We start from the raw sequence: 23,948 nt of genomic DNA, 5'->3' as shown, positions 1-23,948 counted from the left end.
CCGGCCGGGCCTCAGGAAGGGGTCAGCGCGTCGCGCGGCGGCGCACCGAGAGGAACAGGACCGCCGCGCCGAGCGCCAGCGCCGCGGCTCCGCCCACCGCGATGGCGGAGGTGGTGGAGCTGCCGCCCGTCTCGGCGAGGTTCTGGGTGGTGCCCTGGGCGGCGAGTTGCTGGTCAGCGCTGTCGTCCGTCGTCGTCGCCGGCTCAGTGGACTCCTGCGTCTCGTGCGCCTCGTGGGACTCGTGGGTCTCGTGGGTCGCTGGTGTCTCGTCGGTCGTCCCCGGCTCCGTGGCCGTGTCCTCGCCGCTCATGTCCATGCCGCCGTGGTCGATCGTCGACTTGTCGGCGTCCGCCGCGATCTGCTCGTCCGTCGGGGTGGACGGCGCCGGGGCCGCACCCTCCGACGCCGCGGAGTCACCGCCGTACGTCACGTCCGAGCACGAGTAGAACGCCTCCGGGCTGTCCGAGCGCTGCCAGATGCCGTAGATCAGCTGGCGGCCCGTGCGCTCGGGCAGCGTGCCCGTGAAGGTGTAGAAGCCGCCCTCCGCCGTCGGGTCCGTCTTCGTCGCCACCGGGTGCTCCAGGTCCAGGTCGGACCAGGCCAGCGGCTTCGACGCGTCGTAGCCCTGCTTCGTCAGGTACAGGTTGAACGTGCCCTTGTGCGGGGCCGTCACCTTGTACTTGAACGTGTATGAGCCCGCCGAGACCTGCGTCGCGGGCCAGTCCGTGCGGGCCAGATCCATGCCCTTGAACTCCTCGGAGTTCGCCGAGCAGAGCTTGCCGTCCGGGATGCGCTCCCGCGACTTGCCGCCGGCCGCGCCGTCCCGGATGCCGTTCCAGTCGTACAGGGCCTGCGTGCCGCCCGCCGCGACCGCCGCCTTGCACGCCGCCGACGTGGGGTTCTCGGCGCCCTCCGCGTAACAGGCGGCGACGCGGCTGGCCGGGTCGCCGAGTGTGCCGTGCGCTGCCGCGGTGGTGGTGGAGAGGGTGAGCAGGGCGAAGGGGGTGATGCCGGTCGCGGTGAGGGCGGCGAGTTTGCGGGGCGCGGGCATGGGGGCTCCTGGGCGTTCTCGAACGGGGGGGTTGTGGCAGCGAAGTTAGCCCGGGGAGCTGCGCGGATCTGCCCTTCTGAGGGGTCTGAGTTGATCTTTATGGCGCGCTTAAGGTGCGGCTCAGATTGTGCTCAGGTAGAGCGGCCTTCGCGCCGTGGGTGCGTCTGCTTTTCTCGGCGGGTGCCGCGTCGTCGTGGTTGCTCGCGCAGTTCCCCGCGCCCCTTAAGGGGTCCATGTGTACCGGCGTTCTGGTCTGCCTGTTCCGCCGTATTTCAGGGTTACCCGCGCTCTTCCCGTTCCCGCGAAGAATTCCAGGTATCTGCGGGCGCTCACCCGGGACAGGGAGCCCGCCTCCTGGGCGCACTCCGTGGCCGAGAGGCCCTGGGGGTGGGCGCGCAGGGTGCGTTCGACCAGGTCTGCCGTGTGGGCGGCCAGGCCCTTCGGCAGTTCCCGGGAGCCCGGGGGACGCGCGCCGAAAATCTGGTCGACGTCCTCCTGGCGGGCCTCGCTCAACGTGTCCAGGCGTGCTCGTACCGACGCCACGTGCCGCAACTGCTCCTGCAGCGCCGCCTGGTTGAACGGCTTGATCAGATAGTGCAGCGCACCCGCGCGCAGCGCCGCCCGTACGATCTCCGCGTCCCGCGCCGCCGTGATGAACAGGGCGTCCACCGGCGCCCGCGACGGGTCCCGCTCCTCCGCCGCGCGCAGCTCCCGGAGCACGTCGATGCCGTCCATGTCCGGCAAGTACACGTCGAGCAGCACCAGATCGGGCCGGACCGTCTCCGCCGCGCGCAGCGCCTCCGCGCCGCTGTGCGCCACCGCGGCCACCTCGAAGCCGTCGAGGGCGGACACGTACCGGCTGTGGAGCTTGGCGACCATGAAGTCGTCGTCCACGACCAACACCTTTGTCACCAGCACCTTTGTCACTGGCGCAGGGTAGGTGCGCGACCACAAGGACCACAACGATTCTTGCTTGCGGAAGAGAGACAGGCTGTTCACGCGCGGGCAACATGTGGGCCACCTCACAACCCCCCCCCGCATCCGAACCCCGTATCTCTCGACAGGTGGTGGCACCCGTGCGCCTGCGCACACCCCTCGCCCTGCTCGGGGCCGCGGCTCTCGTCCTGGTGGGGCCGCCGCTGCTCACCACCGGCAGCGGCGCCGACACCGGCACGCAGATCCCCGGCCTGCGCCTCATGGTCCCCAACACGCCCGGCGGCGGCTACGACATCACGGCGCGTACCGCCGCCAAGAACGCCGAGGACGCCGGACTCACCCACAACATCGAGGTGTTCAACCTGCCCGGCGCGGGCGGCACCGTCGGCCTGACCCGTCTCGTCGGCGAGCACGGCAACGGCAAGCTCGCCATGTCCATGGGGCTGGGGGTCGTGGGCGCCGCGCGGTCGAACCACTCCCCGAAGACCCTCGCCGACACGACCCCCATCGCCCGCCTCACCGAGGAGGCGGATGTCGTCGTCGTCGCCAAGAACTCGCCGTACAAGAGCATCGAGCAGCTTGTCGACGCCTGGAAGGCCGACCCCGGGAAGCTGCCCGTCGGGGGCGGATCGTCGCCCGGCGGGCCCGACCATCTGGCGCCCATGCTCATGGCGCGGGCCGCCGGGATCTCGCCCAGACAGGTCAACTACATCCCCTTCGACGGCGGCGGCGAACTGCTCGCCTCCATCCTCGGCAGCAAGGTCGCCTTCGGCGTCTCGGGCGTCGGCGAGTACCTCGACCAGATCAAGAGCGGCGAGCTGCGCCTGCTCGCCGTCACCGGGCCCGAACGCGTCCCCGGCCTCGACGGGCCCACCCTCAAGGAGTCCGGCTACGACGTCGACTTCACCAACTGGCGCGGCATCGTCGCCCCGCCCGGCCTCTCCGACACCCAGCGCACCAAACTCATCACCCTCGCACGCACGTTGCACGCCTCCGAGGAGTGGAAGCGGTCCCTCGAGAAGAACGGCTGGGACGACGCCTTCCTCGTCGGCGACGACTTCGGGGAGTTCCTGACCACCCAGGACAAGAACGTCGTCTCCGTACTGAAGGAGCTGGGGCTGTGACGACCTCCACCGAGACCCGCCCGCCGGAGGCGCCAGCCCGCTCCTGGCTGCGCGACCACTCCGAACTCGGCGTCTGCGTCCTGCTCCTCGCGCTCGGCGTCCTCGTCCTCACCGACGCGCTCACGATGGACGTCGACCTCACCCAGCGCGGGCCCGTCGGACCGAGGACCGTGCCGTTCGTGGTCGGCGGCGGGCTGCTGCTCGTCGCCGTGCTGCTCGCCGTCGACGTCCTGCGCGGCGGGCGCGGCGAGGCCGAGGGCGGCGAGGACATCGACCTCTCCGAGCCCGCCGACTGGCGCACGGTGCTGCTCCTCGCCGGGGTCTTCCTCGCCACCGCCGTCCTCATCGAGCCGGTCGGGTTCCCGATCGCGGGCGCCCTCCTCTTCTGGGGCGCGGCCTACGCGCTCGGCAGCCGCCACCTCCAGCGCGACCCGCTGATCGCCGCCGTCCTTTCCCTGCTCACCTACACCCTCTTCAACAACCTGCTCGGCGTCCCCCTGCCGGGCGGGCCCCTGATGGGAGCGCTGTGACGCCATGAACGCCCTCTCCTCCCTCATGGACGGCTTCGGCACCGCCCTCACCCCCGTCAACCTGCTGTGGGCCGCCCTCGGCGTCCTCCTCGGCACCGCCATCGGCGTCCTGCCCGGCATCGGGCCCGCCATGGCCGTCGCCCTGCTCCTGCCGGTCACGTACGGGCTCGAACCGACCGGCGCGTTCATCATGTTCGCGGGCATCTACTACGGCGCGATGTTCGGCGGCTCGACGACCTCGATCCTGCTCAACACGCCCGGCGAGAGCGCCGCCGTCGTCGCCGCCATGGAAGGCAACCCGATGGCGAAGGCCGGGCGCGGCGCGCAGGCCCTCGCCGCGGCCGCCATCGGGCACTTTGCGGGCGGCATGATCGGCACGATCCTGCTCGTCGCGCTCGCCCCGAAGGTCGCCTCGCTCGCCGTTGACATCGGCGCCCCCGACTACTTCGCGATCATGGTTTTGGCGTTCATCGCGGTGACGTCGGTGCTCGGTTCGTCCCGCGTACGCGGGCTCGCGTCCCTGCTCATCGGGCTCACCATCGGGCTCGTCGGACTCGACCAGATGACCGGGCAGCAGCGGCTCACCTTCGGCTCGTTGCAGCTCGCCGACGGGGTCGACGTCGTCATCGTCGCGGTCGGCCTCTTCGCCATCGGCGAGGCGTTGTGGGTCGCCGCCCATCTGCGGCGCACCAGCGGCGAGGCCATCCCCGTCGGCCGCCCCTGGCTCGGCAAGGCGGACGTGCGCCGCACCTGGAAGTCCTGGCTGCGCGGCCCACTCATCGGCTTCCCGTTCGGCGCGATCCCCGCGGGCGGCGCCGAGATCCCGACGTTCCTCTCCTACGTGACGGAGAAGCGCCTCTCCCGGCACAAGGACGAATGGGGCAAGGGCGCCATCGAGGGCGTCGCGGGCCCGGAGTCCGCGTCCTCGGCGTCAGCGGCCGGCACCCTCGTCTCGATGCTGACCCTCGGCCTGCCCACCACCGCCGTCGCGGCGGTCATGCTCGCCGCCTTCCAGCAGTACGGGATCCAGCCCGGACCGCTGCTCTTCGAACGCGAGCCCGACCTCGTCTGGGGCCTCATCGCCTCGCTCTTCGTCGGCATGGTGCTGCTCCTCGCCCTCAACCTGCCGCTGGCCCCGGTCTGGGCGAAACTCCTGCGCATCCCGCGCCCCTACCTCTACGCGGGCATCCTCTTCTTCGCCGCGGTCGGCGCCTACGCGGTCGGCGGCGAACCCGTCGACCTGGTCATCCTGCTGATCATCGGCCTGATCGGCTTCGGGATGCGCCGCTACGGACTGCCCGTCCTGCCCGCCGTCATCGGCGTCATCCTCGGCCCCAACGCCGAACAACAGCTGCGCCGCGCCCTCCAGATCAGCGACGGCAGTGTCCACGGCCTCGTCGACACGCCGTTCTCCGTGACCGTGTACGCGGTGGTGCTCGCCATCGTGGCCTGGCCGCTGGTGCGCAAGCTGGTGGCGCGGGGGAGGGGTGGTGACGTGGACAAGGTCGCATGACCAGCGCAGACCGACCGATCCGTCCTGCGATCCGCCGCGCGACGGCCGCCGACGCACCGGCCGTCGAGGCGGTCACCGACGCCGCCTGCCACCAGATCCGTCCGCGGTACGGACACGAGGTCGTGGAGCGCCGTACCGACGGGCTCTACGACCGTATCCACTACCGCAAGCGTCTCCTCCGCATCCGAGCGGCCCGCCTACTCGTCGGGCCACCACGTCTTGCGCACGTCCTTGCGTACTTCGGGGCGCTCACGCACCGTCTCCGCCGCCTCTTCCCGCAACCGGCGCGTCACGGTGGACGCTCCGGTCGGTTTGTGCATGGTCACTCGGCGCATGGTGCCTCCTGTACCTACACGAGTTCCAACATCGTGCCGTTGTAGACCTGTTCCCGGCTGATTCCTCGTCGAAGCGCAATTGTCAGTGGCGGTTGTCAGGATGTGGGGATGACGCACTCACTGAGGCAAGCGGAATGGGACGCCGCCGCGGCCGGTTTCGACGACGAACCCGACCACGGTCTGCGCGATCCCGAGGTCCGCGACGCCTGGGCCGCGCGTATGGCCGACTGGCTGCCTGACCAGCCAGGACACCTGCTCGACCTCGGCTGCGGCACCGGCTCCCTCGCACTCCTCGCGGCCGAGCGCGGACACCGCGTGACCGGTGTGGATTTCGCCGCCAACATGCTGGCGGCGGCCCGCAGAAAATTTGTGGGCCGTGACGCCCTATTCCTCCTCGGGGACGCCGCGTTCCCGCCCGTACCGCCCGCTTCGTACGACGTCGTCCTCGCCCGGCACGTGCTGTGGGCCCTGCCCGACCCGGCGGCGGTCCTGCGGACCTGGGTGTCCCTGCTGCGGCCGCACGGGCGGCTCGTGCTGGTCGAGGGTGTGTGGGGCGAGATCAGTCCCGTGGGGATATCGGCGGACCGGCTGCTCGGCCTCGTGCGCGAGGTGCTGCAGGGGGGCGTGCGGCACGAGGAGTTGTCGTCCGACGCGCGGCTCTGGGGCAAGGAGGTGCGTGACGAGCGGTACGCGGTCGTCGCCGTGCGCGACTGAGCGCGGCTCAGCGCAGCAGCGCCTCGAACGTCCCGTCCCGGGCCAGGCGTTCCAGCTCGTCCAGGGCCCGGGACGCCGCGTCGGCGGCGGGCGGATCCTGTGCGGCGAGGCCGCTGGCCGCGAACTCGTCCTCGTCCAGGCGGAGCACCTGGGCGCCGTCGGCGGAGACCCACAGGTCCAGGTCGAGGTCGACGGAGACGATGTCACCCGCGGCTCCGTCCCCGCCGGTCTCGCGGACCGCCGGGCGCGTGATGTCGCAGTACCAGCCCTTCAAGGTGCCGTCGCCCGCCCGGACCTCCTTGATCGCGTACCAGCGGTCGCGCCAGTAGTGCTCGGTGTACACGTCGCCCGGCTCGAAGCGCACGAAGCCGAAGTCGCGGACGCCGTCGCCCGCCCAGTCGGCCCGCACGGTGATGCGCGTACCGTCGTCGGAGAGGAGCCGCGCCGGGTAACCGATCTTCGTGCGGCCCGCCTTGACGAGCTTCACCCGCACCACGCCGCCGGGAGCCGAGGGAGTCACTGTGCTCATGGGGCGCACGCTACGTGCCGGGCGCCCCGGGTTGCCTCCCCTTTTCCGTCTCCCCTTCCACGGCGGCCGGGCGGTCCCTGCGCGACAATCGTGCGGTGACCCTGAAGATCCGCATTGACGACAGCGCCGCGCCCTACGAGCAGGTGCGGGCCCAGATCAGCGAGCTGGCCAGGGCGGGCGCGCTGCCCGTCGGGTACAAGCTGCCCACCGTGCGCGGCCTCGCCGAGGAGCTGGGGCTCGCCGCAAACACGGTCGCCAAGGCGTACCGGGCCCTGGAGGCGGACGGCGTGATCGAGACGCGCGGGCGCAACGGCACCCTGATCGCCGCCGCCGGTGACGCCGCCGCCCGCGAGGCCTCGGTCGCCGCGCAGACCTTCGCCGAACGCGCCCGGCGCCTCGGCCTCTCCGAGGAGGCGGCCCTCGCGGCGGCCCGGGACGCGGTGCGCGCCGCGTACGCCTGAAGCCGCAGGCCCTGCATACGTGGTGCGCGGTGCGTACGCCTGAAGCCGCAGGGCCTACCGGAGCCTCCAGGCCTACAGGTACAGGCCCGCCTCCGCGCCCCCGCGCTGGTCCGGTACCGACGTCGGGGAGATGCCCCGGCGCAGTGCGAACAGCTCGGCGAGGGTCGCGCCCTCGCGGCCGATGCCCTCCTCGGTGCCGAGCCAGCCTGTCGCCTCGCGGCGGGTCAGCGGGCCGACCTCGATCCGGGCGAGGCAGCGTCCTGGCCGGACCACGGCCGGGTGCAGGCGCTCCAGGTCCTCGTTGGTGGTGACGCCCACGAGGACGTTGCGACCCTGGCCGAGCAGGCCGTCCGTCAGGTTGAGCAGCCGGGACAGGGCCTGGCCCGCCGTGTGCTTGGCCTCGCCCCGGATCAGCTCGTCGCAGTCCTCCAGGAGCAGCAGCCGCCAGCGGCCCTTCGCCGTGCCGTCGTCCTCGCCGATCGCTATGTCCATCAGGTAGCCGACGTCGGAGAAGAGCCGCTCGGGGTCGAGCACGCAGTCGACCTGGCACCAGTCCTGCCAGGACCGGGCCAGGGTGCGCAGCGCCGACGTCTTGCCCGTCCCGGGCGGGCCGTGCAGGAGCAGGAGCCGGCCCGCGATGTCCTCGGGCCGCACCTTCATCAGCTGGTCCATCGCCTCGGCAACCGGCTCGGTGTAGTTGCCCCGCACCTCTTCCCACGTACCGGCCGAGATCTGCCGGGTCGTGCGGTGCGGGCCGCGCCGGGGCGACACGTACCAGAACCCCATCGTCACGTTCTCCGGCTGGGGCTCCGGTTCGTCGGCGGCGCCGTCGGTGGCCTGCTTGAGCACCTTCTCGGCGAGTTCGGCGCTGGTCGCGGTGACGGTGACGTCCGCGCCCCGGTTCCAGCGGGAGACAAGGAGTGTCCAGCCGTCGCCGTCGGCGAGCGTGGCGCTGCGGTCGTCGTCGCGGGCGGAGCGCAGCACGCGGGCGCCCGTCGGCAGCAGGGTGGCGCCGGAGCGGACCCGGTCGATGTTGGTGGCACGGGAGTGGGGCTGCTCGCCCGTGGCGAAGCGGCCCAGGAACAGCGCGTCGACGACGTCGGAGGGTGAGTCGCTGTCGTCTACACCCAGCCGGACGGGCAACGCGTCGAAAGGGTTCGCGGACATGCCGCCATGATCCGTCACGAACGGCCGGTTCGCACGGAGATTTCCGGTGTGCGGCCCCGACCCGGCTGACTACCCTCGGAGTTGATGGGACGTCATGGGTGGGGTCCGGGGGCGCGGTGGCGGAGGCTCACCGCTCCGCTCGGTGCGGCGGTGGCGGCGCTGACCCTGGTCCTCGCCGTGCCCGGCCCCCTCGCCGAGACCGGGCCCGGCCCTGACGGCACGGCGCACCGCACGCCGTCCGCGCCGCCGGGGTCGCAGCGCCCCGGGGTCGGCTGGGGCCTCACCCACACCGAGCACTCCGCCGACGAGGGTGCGCCCGCCGCCCGCACCCGTGTGGAGAGGCTGCTCAGGTCCCGGCCGGTGCCGCAGAACGAGGCGATCATGGGCTGGGGAGCGGGCAACCCCGAACCGGCGCCGGGCCGTTACGACTTCGCCGCGATGGACAGCCGCATGGAGCTGATCCGCAGATCGGGCGGTACCCCCGTGATCACCTTGTGCTGCGCGCCCGACTGGATGAAGGGCGGGAAGCCGGGCGCGCAGAACACGGACTGGAGCCAGGAGAACCTGGAGAAGGCGCCCCTGCCCGAGCACTACCAGGACTTCGCGGACCTCGCGGCGGCGATCGCCGAACACTACCCCTCCGTACGCCACTTCCTCGTGTGGAACGAGTTCAAGGGGTTCTGGGACGACGAACGCGGCCGCTGGGACTACGAGGGCTACACGCGGCTCTACAACCTCGTGCACCGGGCGCTGAAGAAGGTCGACCCGGACCTCCAGGTCGGCGGCCCCTACCTGGCCATGGACAGCGTCGGCCCGCTCCACACGGAGCGCGGGGCGCCGGACGGGGCCGCAGGCGCCTGGGGGCGGATGGACCAGCGGGTCGTCGACGCGTTCGACTACTGGAACGCGCACAAGGCGGGCGCCGACTTCGTCGTCGTCGACGGCGCCACGTACACGACCGGGGACGAGCTGCTGCCCGACGCGTTCGCGGCCACCGACAAGTTCACCGACGTCAGCGAGTGGATCAGGCGGCGGACCGGCGGTCTGCCGCTGTGGTGGGCCGAGTTCTACGTGGAGCCCGCCGATTCAGGTGGCGCCCGCGAGGGCTGGAGCGAGCGGCACCGCGTCGCCGTCCAGGCCGCCGGTCTGATGGCCCTGGCGAAGGGCGGCGTCACGACCGCCTTCCACTGGAACCCCGAGACACAGAACGGGAGTTCGTGCGCCGGGTGCATGTGGCGGCCCACCGGCCGCGCCTCCGGCGGCGGCGCGCTCCCCATGTACGGCCTGGTGTCGCGCTTCCACGAGGAGTTCGGGCCGGGCACGACCTTCCGGAGCGTGGCCGTCGCCGAGGCGGGCAGGGAGCGGGTGCGCGTCCTCGCCGACGACGAGGCGGTCCTGGTGGTGAACACCCGCGACCACCCGATCAGCACCGAGGTCGACGGCCGACGCTTGCGGATGCAGGGCTACGAGGTGACGTGGCTGAACCGGTGACACGGGCGGCCGGACGCCAGGAAGCCACCGGTGCCGACAGCCCTGGTGTCCGGACAGCCTCGCTGGTGCCGATAGCCCTGGTGTCAGGACAGTTCCGCTGGTGCCGACAGCCCTGGTGTCAGGACAGTTCCGCTGGTGCCGACAGCCCTGGTGTCAGGACAGCCCCGCTGATGCCGACAACCCCGGTGTCAGGACAGCCCCGCGGCACGGCAGGCCCGGCATCACGGCAGGCCCAGCGTGAAGAAGCGCCGCACCAGCGCCAGCACCACCACCGCGAGCAGCGCCAGCGCCCACCGGAACGTACGGTTCAGCCACCGCAGCCGCGGCACGCTCGGCGGGCCCGCCACCCGGACCACCTCGCGCGCCGCGAGCAGCACGGCCAGGGCGAGCGCCGCCAGGGCGCCGAGGACCGTCCACGGTGTCCAGGTGATGTGCGGCCCGGCCGGACCGGAGTCGGCCCGCTCGACCGGCCCGGCCGGCCGCGCGCGCGACCGGTACAGGGCCGCGTCCTCATTGACGTAGACCTTCTCCAGTTCCTGCCGGGCGTCGAGGCTGCGCAGGAGCCGGTCCGGCCAGGACCGCGGGTAACCGGCGTCGAGGCGGAGGAACGCGGCCTGGCTCTCGTTGACCATGAGGTACGTGTGCGGGCCCGCGTCCGTGACCGCCTCGACCAGGCCGTCGACCAGGACCGGGTCGACGGGCGCGCGCACCGGCACGTACGTGACCCGTTCCATGTCGCGGGCGCCCCACGGCAGCGACGGCGTCACGTCGGCGGCCGGGTCGCGGCTCAGCCACAGCAGCCGGACGCTCGGCTCGTCATGGGCGTAGACGTACTCCATCGCCGCGACCTCGCCGGGCCGCACCCGTTCGAACGGCTCGTTGCCCCAGCGGGCCACCAGGAAGCCGCCCATGAGCAGCAGCCCCGCGAGGAGCGCGGCCAGCGGGGCGACGCTGATCCGGTCCCGGTCGCGTTCCCTGACGGTCAGCCCGGCGCGGGGGAACAGGGCGAGAGCGGCGAGGAGCGCGGCGCCGGGGAGGGCGAACAGGAAGACGCGGAGCGCCATCTCACCCCCGTACGACTGCAGGGCGAGAGCGAGGAAGGGGACGCAGGCGAGGACGGGCAGGGAGCGTTCGCGGTAGCGCCATTCGCGGCGGCGCCACCAGCCGTACAGGGCGCCGGTGAGGACGCCGCCCGCGAGGAGCACGCGCGCGTAGAGGACGAGGGCGTGGTCGGAGTCGGCGCCCCGGAGGCGGCCCGCGACCGACGAGGAGACGTTTTTGCCGAGGCCGCCGACGCCGCCGAGGAGGTCGCCGAGGTGCCCGGCCCAGTACGGCTCCGCCGCGAAGCCGAGCCAGCCGACGACCAGGACGCCGCAGAGCAGCGGCAGGCCGGGCAGTTCGCAGCGGCCCGCCAGGACGAGGCCGGTCACGGCGCCCAGCATCATGAACGGGGTGAGCTGGTGCGCCGGGACGGTCGCCGCGAACAGGGCGAGCAGGAGGGCGAGGAGCGCGACGCGTTGGCGGGGGTCGGCCGGTTCGACCTCGGTCTCGCCCGGCCGCCGCTTGTCCCACAGCACGCGCGGCGGCCGGAACCAGACGAGCAGGATCGCCACGAACATCAGGTACAGCAGGTACGTGAAGCCTTGCGGCGAGAAGTAGTCCTGGCCGACCCAGCCGCTCAGGACGAAGATCCACACCCCGGTCCACTTGGCCCGCCAGTTCGCCCGTACCGAGCGCAGCAGCAGGAACATCGGGGCCAGGCAGAGCAGGTGGAGGGCAAGCGGCCACCAGCGCAGGAGCTGTTCCGGGTCGTCGACGCCGCAGGCGCGGGCGACGAACGCGGCGGCGGCGAAGAAGCCTGGCCAGCTCCAGCGGGCGTCCAGATCCGGTGCGGCGGTGCCGGTGCGGTCGATGTGGTCCAGGAAGCCCAGGTGCCGCCAGGCGGTGGCGAACCGGGGCGCCTCCTCGACGACGGCGGGCAGCGCGTGCAGGGACACGACGGTGGCGAGCAGGGTGAGCAGCAGCAGGGGTCTGTGCGGGGATTCGAGCCAGAGCAGTGACGTGAAGGCGACGACGAGCAGCGCGGCGCCGGCCAGCGTGGCCGGGGGCAGCACCGAGACGAGGCCGAGCCCGCCCATCGCGTCGAGATCCGCGTCGTCCAGGGCGAGGACCGGGCCCCAGTAGAGGCCGAGCGCGGCGAGGAGCAGCAGCGTTAGCGCGACGACGGTGGGCCGCGCGGCCGGGCGCGGCGGTGCCGTCCCCGGAACCTCGGCGGCGTCGTACAGGGGGTGCGGGGTCTTGGCGCGCGGGCCCGCGTGGAGATCCAGGTGGAGGCGGACGGTGAGCCGGGTGACGGCGTCGCGCAGGGCCTCCGCCGCCGTCTGCCGCTGAGCGCGCTCCACGGGCGGCGGGCCGAGATCGGCGAGGTCGCCGTCGGGCGCGGCGTCCTCGACGGACTCGGTGGACGGGGCGACGCGTACGACGCGCCACAGCTTCGGCGCGGCGACCGCCAGGACCGCGGTGAGCGCGCAGACCTCGGCGACGCCCGCCCCGGTCAGCCCCATCGTCGGCAGGAACAGCAGCGTCAGGCCGAGGACCAGGGCGCAGAGCAGACCTTGCAGCCAGGCGAGGCCCGACGTCCTGCTCTGCGCCCGCAGCACCGCGAAGTAGATCTCCATGAGCACGCGCAGGGCCGCGCCGAGGGCGAGCAGGCGGAGCAGCGGCGTGGCCGCGTCCGCGTAGTCCCGCCCGAACACCCGCAGCACGTACGGCGCGAGGAGCAGCAGCAGTCCGCAGACCGGCAGCATGATGCGGGCCATGCGGCGCAGCGCGGCCCGGGTGTGCGCGGCGAGCCGGGCGGGGTCGTGCGCGCCCTCGACGGTCAGGGACGCGCCCATGTTCACGGCGAGGAGGTTGACCGTGCCGCCGATCGTCGCGGCGACGTAGAAGTAGGCGTTGTCGGCGGAGGAGACCTGCGAGGCGATGAGCACCGGTACGAGGAAGACCACGGCCAGCGAGAACAGGGAGCCCGTGGAGTCGCCCGCAAGGAAGCGGGCAAGATCGCGCGCGGTCGGGGGCGCCCCGGCCCCGTCGCCCGTGGCAGCCACGTGCCGGGGCACGAGCCGCCGCAGGACCAGCCAGCCGAGCGGCAGCAGCGAGAAGGCGATGGCGACCGCCCACGACACGAAGACGCCACTGGCCGGGAGGGCGACCGCGAACGCGACGAGGAGCGCGAGCTTCACCGCCGAGAACACGGCGTTGCCCGCGGGCACCCACAGCGCGCTGCGCAACCCGGTGAGCACACCGTCCTGAAGGGTCAGCAGCGACCAGGCGACGACGGCGGCGACGAACCCGAGGCCGGGCAGTGGCCCGCGCAGGAAGCCGTACGAGGGGCCCCAGGCGTCGAGCGTCAGAAGGAAGACGACGGCCGCGAGGGCGACGGCGCCCGCGCTCCACCCGTACGCCCGCAGGACGAGGCGGCCGGTGGCGCGGCCCGCGACGGGCAGGAAACGGGCGAGCGCGCCGGTCAGCGCCACGGCCGTGAGACCGGCGAGGAGCTTCATCGCCGCGATCGCGGCGGAGCCCCGGCCGACCGCGTCCGCCGTGTACCAGTGCGCGGCGGCCAGCCAGAAACCGACACCGAGAACGCCGGAGACGACGGTGTTCAGCATCAGCGCGTAGGCGTTCCGGAACAACTGGCCGCCGTCGGGCCCCGGCCCGGGCGGCGTGCCCCGGGCGCTCTCGGTGCCCGCCATCGTGTCAGCCACGGGCCCGTACGGCTCTCCGGGCAGCGCGGAGCACGGCGTACGCCTTGGTCAGCGCCCTGTCCCCGGCGAAGTACGGCCCGACCGCGCGGCCCTCGACCAGCCGCTCGAACGCGGCGGGCCCGGTGGTCCTGCGCACGGTGATCCGCCGCAGGGCGTACGGTCCCTGTCCGCGCCGGGCGAGCCCGTTGCCGACGGCGACGGCCTGCGCGAAGCCCGCCGCACGGACGGCCCGCCGCACCCGCCGGTCGGAGTGCCCGTAAGGGTGGGCGAAGGAGCGCGGCGGGACGCCCAGCTCGTCCCTGAGCATGTCCCGGCAGCGCGCCAGCTCGAACCGCAGTGCCTCGGCGTCGAGTTGATCGAGCGGCGGATGCGTGTGACTGTGCCCACCGATCTCCACGCCGTGCGCGGCCAGCGCCCGCACCTGGCCCCAGTCGAGCATCGTGCCGGGCCCGCCCCCGGTGCCGTACGGGCCGCGCAGCCAGCCCGTCGCGACGAACAGGGTGGCCGCGAACCCGTACCGGGCGAGCACGGGCAGCGCGTGCCGGTGCACCCCTTCGTACCCGTCGTCGAAGGTGATGAGCACGGGCCGCACCGGCAGTTCACCGCCGTGTCCGCGCCAGATAGCGGCGAGTTCCGCGACGGTCAGCGGGGTGCACCGGTGCGCCGCGAGGATCTCCATCTGCACGGCGAACTGCGCGGGCGACACCGAGAGCCGCCGGACCGCGGGGCCCGGCTCGGGCGTGATCGCGTGGTACATCAGCACCGGCACCGCCGGACCGTCGGCTCCCCGCGCGGGCGCGTTCATGTCCTCGCCCTCTCCCGTACGTAGCCGGCCGTCGCCAGGGCGAGCCCGGTCACGACGGCCCCTGCGCGGGCCGCTCCGGCCGGGCGGGCCAGGAGGGCGTCCCGGGCCGCGCGCGCCAGGGCGGCCGGGAGCACGCGGGTGACGTACGCGCGCTCGGACCTGAGCCCGCTGCCCGTGCCGACCCTCCTCGTCAGCCGGGCCTTCGAGAGCCCTTCCGCGTAGGTGCGGGCGCGGAAGTAGGCGAACCGTTCCCGTTCGGGTGGGACGCGGTGGTGGATCACGGCGCGGTCGTCGAGCAGGAGGACGGCGTCGGGCCGGGCGCGGGTGAGGCGGATGCACAGCTCCGTCTCCTCGCAGCCGAGCGGGCGCGGGCCGCCGTCGCGGCCGACACCGGTGGCGAAGCCGCCCGCCGCCGCCAGGGCGGTGCGGCGGTACGAGGCGTTGCCGCCAAGGACATTGCGGACCCGCGCCCTGCCGTGCGGCAGCCCCCGGTAGGTGCAGCCCACGACCCAGTCGAACTCCGCCGGGAACCAGCCGGGCCGGCGCCCCGAGGCCCAGACCGGCTCGGTGCGTCCGCCGACCGCCATCACGCGCGGGTCGGCGTAGGCGGCGGCGAGGTGGCGCAGCCACTCCCGCTCCGCGACCGCGTCGTCGTCGAGGAACGCGACGATCTCGCCGGACGAGGCGGCGATGCCGGTGTTGCGCGCGGCGGACAGCCCGCGCGGCCCGGCGTTCGCGAGGACCCGGAGACCGGCCGCCCGCCCGTACTCCGCACCCAGCCGGTCGAGCAGCGCGGGACAGTGGTCGACGACGAGGACGACCTCGAAGGCCGGGTACGACTGCGCCCGTACGGAGCCGACCGCCGCCAGGATCTCCGCCCAGCGGTCCTCGGTGTACGCGCAGACGACGACGGACACCGAGAGCCGCCGCCCCTCCTGACGGCCGGTCAAGGCAGCCGCCCGCGCGCCGCGTCGGGCAGTGCGGCGACCGGCCCCGCGCGGCGCGCCCACCGCTTCGGCCGCCGTTCCCTGACGATCACCTTCAGGACCCGCAGCCCGTCCCGCACCGCGCGCAGGTTGCTCGCCCCGTGGATCCGCACGTGCTCGTGGCTCGGGATCTCCCGCACCCGCAGCCCCGCCGTGGCGACCCGGATGTTCATCAGCGTCTCCACCTCGAAGCCCGTGCAGTCGAGGTCGATCGCGTCGAGGCAGTGGCGCCAGAACGCGTTGTAGCCGTAGCAGAGATCGGTGTAGCGGGCCCCGAACTTGGCGTTGACGACGGCGCACAGCGCCCGGTTGCCGAGCTTGCGGACCGTCGTCATGTCGTCGGTGGCGCCCCCGGCGGCGAACCGCGAGCCCTTGGCGAAGTCGGTGCCGGAGACGAGCGCGGCGACGTAGGAGGCGATCTCGCGGCCGTCGGCGGAGCCGTCCGCGTCGACCGTCACCAGGATGTCGCCGGAGCACGCCCGGAACCCGGCGATCAGCGCGTCGCCCTTGCCCTTGCCGGGCTGGGGCACGACGACGACCCCGGGCCGCAGCGCGCGGGCGACCGCCACCGTGCCGTCGGTGGAGTCGCCGTCCACGAGGACGACCTCGTGGATCCAGTCGGGCAGGGTGGCGAAGACGTACGGGAGGTTCCGCGCCTCGTTCATGGCGGGGACGACGACGCTGACGCGCGGCGCGGCGTGCCGGGCGGGCGCGGGGACGGCGGGTGGTGCCTGGCGCGCGGCGGGGCTGCTCACAGGTCTGGCCCTCTCGTCCGGTGGCGCTCTCGACAGCCGGGTCCTACGGGTGGTGCCGCGACCGGAACACGTGTCCGCACAGGAAGGCGAGGGCGCTCAGCGCCCCCACGACGATCACCCCGCCCCCGACCGACCAGTGCCGGGTGGCGAGCATGCCCTGCGCCACCAGCATCACCACGGTGACCGCGCCCGCGACCGACAGGAGACCGCGCGCCCACGGGTCGAGGCCGCGCAGCGCCGCCGCGAACACGGCGCCGGGCGCGGCCAGGAGGAAGAACAGCGCGAGGGGCCCGCGCAGGGGCGAGTGGACGTCCGCGAGGACGAGGACCGGACCCGCGGCGCCGGCCGCGACGGCGGCGCCCGCGAGCAGGCGGGGCGCGTCGCTTCTCGACGGGAGCTTGAACGGGAGCTTGATCCGATTGGTCTGCATTGGCGACTTTGCCCCCCGACGCGCCGGATGCCGGACTTCAATGTGGCGCAGCACCGCAGAGGCGTCAAGACGCGAGGTGAGGGTAAGTCAGGTGCGTGGCATGTACGCGTAATTGAACACTGGTCGAATGTCCGTCTGGGGTACTTCCCGGTAACTGTGGCGCGTGGTACCACAGTTATCGGCAGAGATCCTGCTAAAGGAGGCTCCATGAGACGTTTCCGACTTGCGGCATACGTGACCTCGTTCCTCTTCGCCACCGCGGCGGCCCTCACCGGGGCGGGCGCGGCCCACGCGTCCGGCACCGCCGCCGCCACCGGCTATGTGGCCCTCGGTGACTCGTACTCCTCCGGGGTCGGGTCCGGCAGCTACGACAGCGCCAGCGGCGACTGCAAACGCTCCACCAAGGCGTACCCCGCGCTGTGGGCCGCCGCCCACTCGCCCTCCAGCTTCAACTTCACCGCGTGTTCGGGCGCCAAGACCGCCGACGTCCTCTCCGGTCAGCTCGGCCCGCTCGGCTCCGGCACGGGTCTCGTCTCGATCAGCATCGGCGGCAATGACGCCGGGTTCGCCGACGTGATGACGACCTGCGTCCTCAACTCCGAGTCCACCTGCATCAACCGCATCAACCAGGCGCGCGCCTACGTGACCTCGACCCTCCCCGGCAACCTCGACAAGGTGTACTCGGCGATCAGCGCCAAGGCACCCTCCGCCCACGTGGTGGTCCTCGGCTACCCCCGCTTCTACAAGCTCGGCGGTTCCTGCATCGCCGGCCTGTCCGACACCAAGCGGTCGGCCATCAACTCCGCCGCCGACCTGCTCAACAGCACCATCGCCAAGCGCGTCGCCGACCACGGCTTCACCTACGGCGACGTGGCCGCCAAGTTCAGCGGGCACGAGATCTGCTCGGGCAGCCCGTGGCTGCACAGCGTCAACTGGACCAACATCGGCGAGTCCTACCACCCGACGGCCGCCGGCCAGTCGGGCGGCTACCTGCCCGTGCTGACGTCCGCCGCGTGAGCACCGGTACCTAGTAAGTCGGTGAACCGGTGGGGGTCCCGCTCGGCGACGTGGACGGTGTCGACGACGGTGAGGGTGTCGACGAGGCCGGCGGCCTCGACGTCGTCGACGAGGTCGGCGGGGCCACCACCTTGCACGTGATCACGTAAGCCACGTAGTTGGAGGTCGTCGAGCGCGGGCTGCGCACCTCGACGCCGATCCGGTTGCGCAGTGTCCCGCCCGGCTCGTACGCCGTCTGCGTGGTGTCGACCGTACGGCTGCGCGCCCCGCCCGCGCCGAAGCTCAGCGTCTTCCAGCCGGGCTCGGACGCGCTCCCGCTCCTCGTGACCCAGCGGTACTCGACCTGGGCCGGGACGCGCCCCACGGTGATCCGCGCCGCGAACGCGGGCGCCCGCGCGGACGACGGCGGGCACGTCCCCGAGTAACTGCCCCGAATCGCGCTCACGCTGACGCGGACGGACTGGGCCGGTGCGGTGGTGCTCCCGCCGCCCGCACCGCCGCCACCGGCTGTGCTGTCGCCGCCGGAACTGCTGCCGCCGCTGCCGCCCGACGATCCTGAGCTGCCGTTCTTGCCGCCGTCGTCCCGGTTGAGCAGCGCGTACGTCAGGCCCCCGATGGCGAGGAGCAGGACGACGATCCCGGCCATGAGGGCGAGCGAGGCGCGGCGCGCGCGGCGCTGGTCAGCGCCGTCGGCACCGTCAGCGCCGTCCGTACCGTTCGCATACGTCGCCGTGGTCGTCGCGTCGCCGGACGCGAACGGGACCGGCGCCGGAAGGGGCATCGGCGGTGTGGGCGCGGCCGGCTGCTGCGACGTCACCGTCGGCAGGCCCGCCGTCGGGCCCGGACGGCCGAACAGACTGCCGCCCGCGCCGACGATCCGCAGGTCCCGCTCGGCATCCGCCGCCGGTGTCCGCGCGGCCGGGTCCTTGCGCAGCAGGCCCTCGATGACCGGGGCCAGCGCGCCCGCCCGGCGCGGCGGCGGCAGCTCCTCGTCGACGACCGCGCGCAGGGTGCTGAGCGGGGTGTCCTGCCGGAACGGCGAGGACCCCTCGACCGCCGCGTACAGCAGCACCCCGAGGGACCACAGGTCCGACTCCGGTCCCGGCGCGCGGCCCAGCGCCCGCTCGGGCGCCAGAAACTCCGGGGAGCCGATGATCTCGCCGGTCATCGTCAGCGCCGAGGTGCCCTCGACCATGGCGATCCCGAAGTCGGTGAGCACGACCCGGCCGTCGTTCGACAGCAGGACGTTGCCCGGCTTCACGTCGCGGTGCAGGACCCCCACGTCGTGCGCGGCGCGCAGCGCGGCCAGGACCTCGGCGCCGATGTGCGCGGCCCGGTCCGGTGCCATCGGCCCCTCGGCCTCCAGTTGTTCGGCCAGCGAGACGCCGCGCACCAGCTCCATGACGACCCAGGGCCGGTGATCCTCGGTCGCCACGTCGTACAGCGTCACCACATTGCGGTGCGAGACGCGGGCGGCGGCCCACGCCTCCCGCTCCAGGCGGGCGTACATCCGCTCGACATCGGTCGTCGGCAGCCCGGCCGGGGCCCGCACCTCCTTGACGGCGACCTCACGGCCGAGGACCTCGTCCCGGGCCCGCCACACCGTGCCCATGCCGCCTTCGCCGAGCGGGTCGATCAGCCGGTACCGCCCCGCGACCACACGCTCACTCAACGGGTGCCCCCATTCGCGGATCCGCGGCAAGACAAGCCTGAACAAAAGTAGCTCAACCGAGCGCGCTTGCAGCCCCCTTGAAGACCAATCCGCAGCCGAGCGCGAGGACGACACAGGCCGACCCGAGCGGCACGAGCCGCCGTGCCGCGCGCCGCCCCCGCGCCCTGCTCCCCGCGATCCGCCGCGCCGCGAACGCGCCCGCCCGTACGACGACGAACCCGGCGGCGGTCAGGGTGACGGCGAGCCCGGCCCCGTACGCCAGCACGAGCAGCACCCCGAACCACGCCTGCCCGAGCGCGGCGGCGCCGACGAGCACGACGACGGCCGACGGACTGGGCACGAGCCCTCCGGCGAACCCGAGGAAGAGCGCGCCGCGCAGGCTTGTGCCGGGGTGGGGGTGACCGTGCCCGTGTGGGTGCTCGTGGTCGGGCCCGTGCGGGTGATCGTGTCCGTGTCCGTGTCCGTGACTGTGTCCGTGGTCGTGCCCGTGCGGGTGCGTCCTGGTTCGCCACGCCTTGCGTACGAGCGTCACGCCCGCGGCCGTGACCAGGACGCCGCTGGCCACGCCGAGCCAGGCCACGACCGACGGCGCCGCCGCCGAGCCGCCGATCACCAGGGCGCCGAGCGCGACCACGCCGAGCGTGTGCGTCACCGTGACGGATGCGGCGAGCGGCAGGACGTCGCGGAGCCGGGCCCGGCCGCGGGCCGCCGCGGTGGCTGCCATCAGGGTCTTGCCGTGGCCGGGGGCGAGGGCGTGCAGGGCGCCGAGCACGAGCGAGGTGGCCAGGGCGAGCGCGGCGAACCCCGCGGTGAGGTCGTGCCGGGCGACGAGGCCGGTCAGCGCGCTGGTCCACCGGTCGGCGCCGCGCGGCAGCACGCTCGACGCGTCGGGCCCGCCGGGTTTCTCGTCGCGCAGGGCGGGCCCGCCGGGGCTGACGCGCAGGCTGGCGCTCGTGGCGTCCGGTGGCGACTTGAGCAGATCCTCGGGGTAACGGGTGAGCTGACGCGAGAGCGACGTACGCGGGACGTCGCTGCGCGCGAGGGTCGTCCGGTCGCCCCGGGCGGTGATCTCGTGCCAGCCGGGCCCTTGCCGCCCCGGTGCGCGGAAGCCGACGGTGGCGGCGCGGTCGCGGGGGAGCGGGGCGGTCGCCTCGCACTCGACGCGCAGGGTGCGGAGACCGGCCTGACCGGGCCGCTGGACGGCGCGGCTGGTGCGAAGGGTGACGGCGGCCCGGGCCCCGTCGACGACGACGCCCGTACCCCGCACGGCCTTTTGGCACCGCTCCCGCGCCCAGCCCTTGATTCCGGCCCGCTCGACCGCGCCCCGCGCCTGCGTCGCCGGAATCTCGGCGAGATCCTCGACGTGCGTGATCCGCAGCCGCTCCGGACCGGTGACGAGGCCGTCGTAGGTGTTGGTGGTGAAGTTCCCGAGCGGATGCGCGTGGGCGCGGGGGGCCGGAATCAGGAGGAGGGCGAGCACGAGGAGGAGCCCGGGCGCGACCCAGCGGGTGTGGCGGACCCGCACCGAGACGCCCCGGATCATGACGCACCCCGCAGCAGCGCCCGTGCCGCCTTCGCGCCCGTCGGGGAGAACCCGGGGTTCAGGCGCAGTGCCCGGGTCAGCCACCGCTCGCGTTCCGCGCCGCGGGCGATGGCTCCGCGGTGGTAGAAGAAGGCGGCGTCGCGGTAGCCGGTGCGGGTGGCGAGGCGGGCGTAGGGGAGGGCCTCGGTGTCGCGGCCGTTGACGTGCATGGCCCAGGCCAGGGCGTCCGCCGTGTGGACCGTGTGGCGGCGGGACCACTCGGCGCGGGCCGCTCGCAGCGCGGCGCGCCGGTCGCCGTGGTCCGCGGCGGCCAGGGCCGTGTCCAGGTCGACGTCGACGCCGTTGGCGCGGGCCAGCCTCGTCCAGGCGGACACGAGGCCGTACTGCTCGCGGGCCGCGGCCTTGTCGCCCCGCGCCTCGTACAGCTCGCCGAGGGCGACCAGCGGGCCGGGCAGCGGGTAGCGGGCCACGACGTTCCGCAGGTCACGGACGGCGCCCGCCTCGTCGCCCCGGCCGGCGCGGGCCCTGGCGCGGCACTCCAGCGCGGCCACGTAGGCCCGGTCCGCGCGCAACGCCCGCCCGCAGTGGCGCAGAGCTGCTTTGAAGTCGCCCTGCCGCCATGCCAGTTGGCCCAGGGACGTGGCCGTGTAGGAGACGTCGCCCGGTGCCGTCGACCCGGCGAGCGCCTGCTCCAGCGGGCGCCGCGCACCCGCTGTGTCGCCGCGCAGCTCGCGCACGTAGGAGAAACGCGTGAAGACCGGCACCCCGGGGCGCCGCGCGTCCGCCTCGTCGGCGGCGCGGGACGCCTCCCCGTAGCGGCCGAGTTCGACGAGCGCGTCGATCCGGGTGGACAGGGCGCGCTCGCTGTACGCGTTCACGGCGAGGGCGCGGCGGGCGTCGCGCAGCGCGCCCGTGAAGTCGTGCCGGGCGGCGGCGAGGGCGGCACGGCCGGCGAGCGCGGCGTCGTTGCCGTCCGGGCGCAGCTCCAGGGAGCGGGCGAGGGCGCGGTCCGCCTCGGCGTAGCGCGACGGGTCGCCCCGGGTGCGGGCCTGCTCGACGTAGGCCGTACCGAGGTTCGCCCACCCCGCGTGGTCCTTCGGCTGGGCCCGCAGGTGTGCCTGCAACGCCCGTACGCCCGCGTCGAGTGTCCCGGCGCCGAGCCCCTGGAGCGGCGCGGCGGGCGCGACGGCGGCGGGCGCGGGGCCCCGCTCGCCGCCGCTCCCGCCGATGGCGATCGCGCCCCCCGTGAGCGCGAGCGCGAGGGCGCACGCGGCGGCAGCGGTACGTCCTGAGAAGCGCGGAGCCATGGCTTGATGCCTTTCGAAGGAGTAGGGAGGGTGGGAGGCGCGGCCCGTGGGGGGCTCACACGGGCCGCGCCGTTCAGGTGGGGGTCACGCGGCGTTTCCGCGCCGCCCCCGGGTCCGCCACCACGCGAGGCCGAGCCCGATGAGCAGGGCACCCGCCGCACCGGCCGCCGCCGACGCGATCAGCACGGTGTCGGTGTCGCCGGACGATCCGGTGGACGCGCCCGTGTTCTGCGCGCCGCCGGTCAGCGCGGAGCGGGTCCGGTCCTCGCCGTCCGCCTTCTTCGCCGTCGGGCCCCGCGACCCGGACGTGGGCAGGGCCACGTACGGGAAGGTGGAGCCGAACGCCTGGTCGTTGGTGTTCACCGCGTCGCCCAGGTCGTTCTTGTTGCCGAGCAGCTCGCCCTCGACGGCCTGCAGCTCGATGTCGACGACGTCGTCGGCGAGGCGCCGCCCGTTCGGGAACCCGGCGTTGTCCCCGTCGAGCACGCCGAGCCGCTTCGGCGAGTCCGTCGGCTTGATCGACGTGTTCAGGCGCAGCATCTCGGAGGGCCGGACGTTCGGCGGCTGCGTCAGCCCCTTCACGCCGGTCAGGAACACCGACACGAGGTCGTTGCGCGGCTCCTTCGGAGCCTTCAGCCCGTAGATCTTCTCCAGCAGCTTCGGCAGCTCGGGCTTGGTGACGTACGGCAGGAAGTCCGCGTCGTTCCACGGGTGGGAGGCGTTGAACTTGTCCTTGTCCTTCTGCGGGACGACGACCTCGTTGACCAGCGGTGAGCCGAGCCGCGACACCTGGGTCCAGCCGCCCTTGGCGTTCTTGCGCTGGGTCGTCGACCAGACGCCGATGACCGGCTGCTTCTCCGACTGCCGCAGCTCGGCGGTCGGCACCTGGAGCGCGATGGTGTTCACGTTGTACCCGGCGAGCGTGTCCCGGCCGACCTCGGACAGGTCGCCGCCGTAGAGCAGGTCGAAGACGCGCAGGTCCAGGAAGAACGGGTCGTCGGCCTGCCCGGCGAACGCGGCGCCGCCGCCCTCCACCTTGCGGACCGCCTGGTCGCGCAGGGTCTTGTAGTTCGGCATGGAGGCCTTGCCGACGTTCGAGGGCGCGACCGGCACATCGTTCGCGATCTTCGACGTGGAGACGACCTTCTGGTCCTTCAGCTTGAGGAGGTCGATGTCGTACGTCTGCGTGACGTTGAGGTCGGGGTCGTCGAGGCTGGTGACCGGGCCCGTGTTGTACAGGAACGTGTTCCCGTTCTTGGTCTGCGTGTCGAACGTCCAGCGGTAGAGCAGGTCGCCCTGTCCGTCGCCGTCGCTGTCGATGTGGATGTCGTGCTGGGACTTCTCGGCGAACGGATAGAAGTTCGGCCCGCCCGCCGGCTCCTCGAACGGCAGCCAGTTCGCGACGAGCGTCGTCGTGTCCGGCTTGTCGGGGCTGACGAACGCGTACACGTCCGTGTTGTCGTGCAGCGGGTCCCCCGAGATCAGCGGGGCCTCCCGGTGGCTGGAGGCATGGGCCTGTCCTGGTTGAAGCGCGGTCGCACCGGCGGCTGCGAGCCCCCCTGCGGCCAGCGCGCCCGCGACGAGCGCGGCCAGGGGGCGAACCCCCCGGCGACTCCTGGCAGTTGCTGTCATCGCGTCCGAACCCCTTTCGGGTCTGTCCTCGGTGCCCGCACGGCCGCGAGCTTCATGACGGCCATTCGGGGCGGGGCGCTTCGCGGATTGGTGGGGATGGGGGCGCGCGGTGAATGGGTACGGGGTGCCAGCCGCCCCCCCAGGGGCGCGGGGAACTGCGCGACCAGCCACGACGAAAGCCGC

General features: G+C 73.4%; 21 protein-coding genes. 7 read left to right on the top strand and 14 right to left on the bottom strand.

Annotated elements, in window-relative coordinates:
* Positions 1–22 precede the first annotated feature (22 nt).
* Together N5I75_RS07045 and N5I75_RS07040 are read right to left on the bottom strand one after the other, a co-directional pair.
* Entirely contained in the window at positions 23–1,051 is a 1,029-nt protein-coding gene (locus N5I75_RS07045; protein ID WP_476675426.1) for a lytic polysaccharide monooxygenase auxiliary activity family 9 protein, read from the bottom strand.
* A 222-nt stretch (positions 1,052–1,273) separates the two neighbouring features.
* A complete protein-coding gene (locus tag N5I75_RS07040) occupies positions 1,274–1,963 on the bottom strand; it encodes a response regulator (RefSeq protein ID WP_476675424.1) in 690 nt (229 codons plus the stop codon).
* Positions 1,964–2,127: 164 nt separating this feature from the next.
* Here N5I75_RS07040 and N5I75_RS07035 point away from each other — a divergent pair, with 164 nt between their 5' ends.
* From N5I75_RS07035 to N5I75_RS07025, 3 genes are read left to right on the top strand one after another with little or no spacing between them, the layout of a single operon-like run.
* On the top strand, positions 2,128–3,111 hold the full coding sequence (locus tag N5I75_RS07035) for a Bug family tripartite tricarboxylate transporter substrate binding protein (RefSeq protein ID WP_476676945.1): 984 nt from the start codon (positions 2,128–2,130) through the stop codon (positions 3,109–3,111).
* Positions 3,108–3,641, top strand: a complete 534-nt coding sequence (locus tag N5I75_RS07030) for a tripartite tricarboxylate transporter TctB family protein (protein ID WP_476675422.1) — start codon at positions 3,108–3,110, stop codon at positions 3,639–3,641. The genes N5I75_RS07035 and N5I75_RS07030 overlap by 4 nt, the downstream gene beginning before the upstream one ends.
* A 4-nt stretch (positions 3,642–3,645) precedes the next feature.
* The gene (locus tag N5I75_RS07025; protein ID WP_476675420.1) at positions 3,646–5,154 is read left to right on the top strand and encodes a tripartite tricarboxylate transporter permease; all 1,509 of its coding nucleotides are present in this window, start codon (positions 3,646–3,648) and stop codon (positions 5,152–5,154) included.
* A 197-nt stretch (positions 5,155–5,351) separates the two neighbouring features.
* On the opposite strand, the gene N5I75_RS07020 is transcribed toward N5I75_RS07025, so the two are convergent.
* Complete coding sequence (locus tag N5I75_RS07020; protein WP_476675418.1) at positions 5,352–5,489, bottom strand: hypothetical protein; 138 nt, start codon at positions 5,487–5,489, stop codon at positions 5,352–5,354.
* Positions 5,490–5,597: 108 nt separating this feature from the next.
* Between N5I75_RS07020 and N5I75_RS07015 the strand changes: the two genes are divergently transcribed.
* On the top strand, positions 5,598–6,203 hold the full coding sequence (locus tag N5I75_RS07015; RefSeq protein WP_476675416.1) for a class I SAM-dependent methyltransferase: 606 nt from the start codon (positions 5,598–5,600) through the stop codon (positions 6,201–6,203).
* 7 nt (positions 6,204–6,210) lie between these two features.
* Here N5I75_RS07015 and N5I75_RS07010 read toward each other — a convergent pair whose 3' ends face one another.
* Positions 6,211–6,732, bottom strand: coding sequence for a ribonuclease FAU-1 family protein (locus N5I75_RS07010; protein ID WP_476675414.1), 522 nt, complete (start codon positions 6,730–6,732; stop codon positions 6,211–6,213).
* A 95-nt stretch (positions 6,733–6,827) separates the two neighbouring features.
* Here N5I75_RS07010 and N5I75_RS07005 point away from each other — a divergent pair, with 95 nt between their 5' ends.
* On the top strand, positions 6,828–7,193 hold the full coding sequence (locus N5I75_RS07005; RefSeq protein WP_476675412.1) for a GntR family transcriptional regulator: 366 nt from the start codon (positions 6,828–6,830) through the stop codon (positions 7,191–7,193).
* 72 nt (positions 7,194–7,265) lie between these two features.
* Here N5I75_RS07005 and N5I75_RS07000 read toward each other — a convergent pair whose 3' ends face one another.
* Complete coding sequence (locus N5I75_RS07000; protein ID WP_476675410.1) at positions 7,266–8,360, bottom strand: DUF5925 domain-containing protein; 1,095 nt, start codon at positions 8,358–8,360, stop codon at positions 7,266–7,268.
* 84 nt (positions 8,361–8,444) lie between these two features.
* Between N5I75_RS07000 and N5I75_RS06995 the strand changes: the two genes are divergently transcribed.
* Entirely contained in the window at positions 8,445–9,851 is a 1,407-nt protein-coding gene (locus tag N5I75_RS06995; protein ID WP_476675408.1) for a GH39 family glycosyl hydrolase, read from the top strand.
* A 221-nt stretch (positions 9,852–10,072) separates the two neighbouring features.
* Here N5I75_RS06995 and N5I75_RS06990 read toward each other — a convergent pair whose 3' ends face one another.
* From N5I75_RS06990 to N5I75_RS06970, 5 genes are all read right to left on the bottom strand, one after another.
* Entirely contained in the window at positions 10,073–13,618 is a 3,546-nt protein-coding gene (locus N5I75_RS06990) for a lipopolysaccharide biosynthesis protein (RefSeq protein WP_476675406.1), read from the bottom strand.
* Positions 13,611–14,423: a polysaccharide deacetylase family protein gene (locus N5I75_RS06985; RefSeq protein WP_476675404.1), complete on the bottom strand. Its 813-nt coding sequence runs from the start codon at positions 14,421–14,423 to the stop codon at positions 13,611–13,613. The genes N5I75_RS06990 and N5I75_RS06985 overlap by 8 nt, the downstream gene beginning before the upstream one ends.
* A complete protein-coding gene (locus N5I75_RS06980; protein ID WP_476675402.1) occupies positions 14,420–15,373 on the bottom strand; it encodes a glycosyltransferase family 2 protein in 954 nt (317 codons plus the stop codon). The genes N5I75_RS06985 and N5I75_RS06980 overlap by 4 nt, the downstream gene beginning before the upstream one ends.
* Positions 15,370–16,074, bottom strand: coding sequence for a glycosyltransferase family 2 protein (locus tag N5I75_RS06975; RefSeq protein WP_476676944.1), 705 nt, complete (start codon positions 16,072–16,074; stop codon positions 15,370–15,372). The genes N5I75_RS06980 and N5I75_RS06975 overlap by 4 nt, the downstream gene beginning before the upstream one ends.
* A gap of 133 nt (positions 16,075–16,207) precedes the next feature.
* Complete coding sequence (locus tag N5I75_RS06970; RefSeq protein ID WP_476675400.1) at positions 16,208–16,594, bottom strand: hypothetical protein; 387 nt, start codon at positions 16,592–16,594, stop codon at positions 16,208–16,210.
* A gap of 207 nt (positions 16,595–16,801) precedes the next feature.
* On the opposite strand from N5I75_RS06970, the gene N5I75_RS06965 reads away from it, so the two are divergent.
* Positions 16,802–17,611, top strand: a complete 810-nt coding sequence (locus N5I75_RS06965; protein WP_476675398.1) for an SGNH/GDSL hydrolase family protein — start codon at positions 16,802–16,804, stop codon at positions 17,609–17,611.
* 10 nt (positions 17,612–17,621) lie between these two features.
* On the opposite strand, the gene N5I75_RS06960 is transcribed toward N5I75_RS06965, so the two are convergent.
* The 4 genes from N5I75_RS06960 to N5I75_RS06945 form a co-directional block, all read right to left on the bottom strand.
* The gene (locus tag N5I75_RS06960) at positions 17,622–19,223 is read right to left on the bottom strand and encodes a serine/threonine-protein kinase (RefSeq protein ID WP_476676942.1); all 1,602 of its coding nucleotides are present in this window, start codon (positions 19,221–19,223) and stop codon (positions 17,622–17,624) included.
* Positions 19,224–19,335: 112 nt separating this feature from the next.
* Complete coding sequence (locus N5I75_RS06955) at positions 19,336–20,826, bottom strand: nickel transporter (RefSeq protein ID WP_476675396.1); 1,491 nt, start codon at positions 20,824–20,826, stop codon at positions 19,336–19,338.
* Entirely contained in the window at positions 20,823–22,133 is a 1,311-nt protein-coding gene (locus N5I75_RS06950) for a tetratricopeptide repeat protein (RefSeq protein ID WP_476675394.1), read from the bottom strand. The genes N5I75_RS06955 and N5I75_RS06950 overlap by 4 nt, the downstream gene beginning before the upstream one ends.
* An 84-nt stretch (positions 22,134–22,217) precedes the next feature.
* Complete coding sequence (locus N5I75_RS06945; protein WP_476675392.1) at positions 22,218–23,765, bottom strand: DUF4331 domain-containing protein; 1,548 nt, start codon at positions 23,763–23,765, stop codon at positions 22,218–22,220.
* Positions 23,766–23,948 lie beyond the last annotated feature (183 nt).

It is taken from the genome of Streptomyces sp. R818 (genome assembly GCF_056172735.1).
This window is presented reverse-complemented; position numbering and strand designations above follow the sequence as displayed.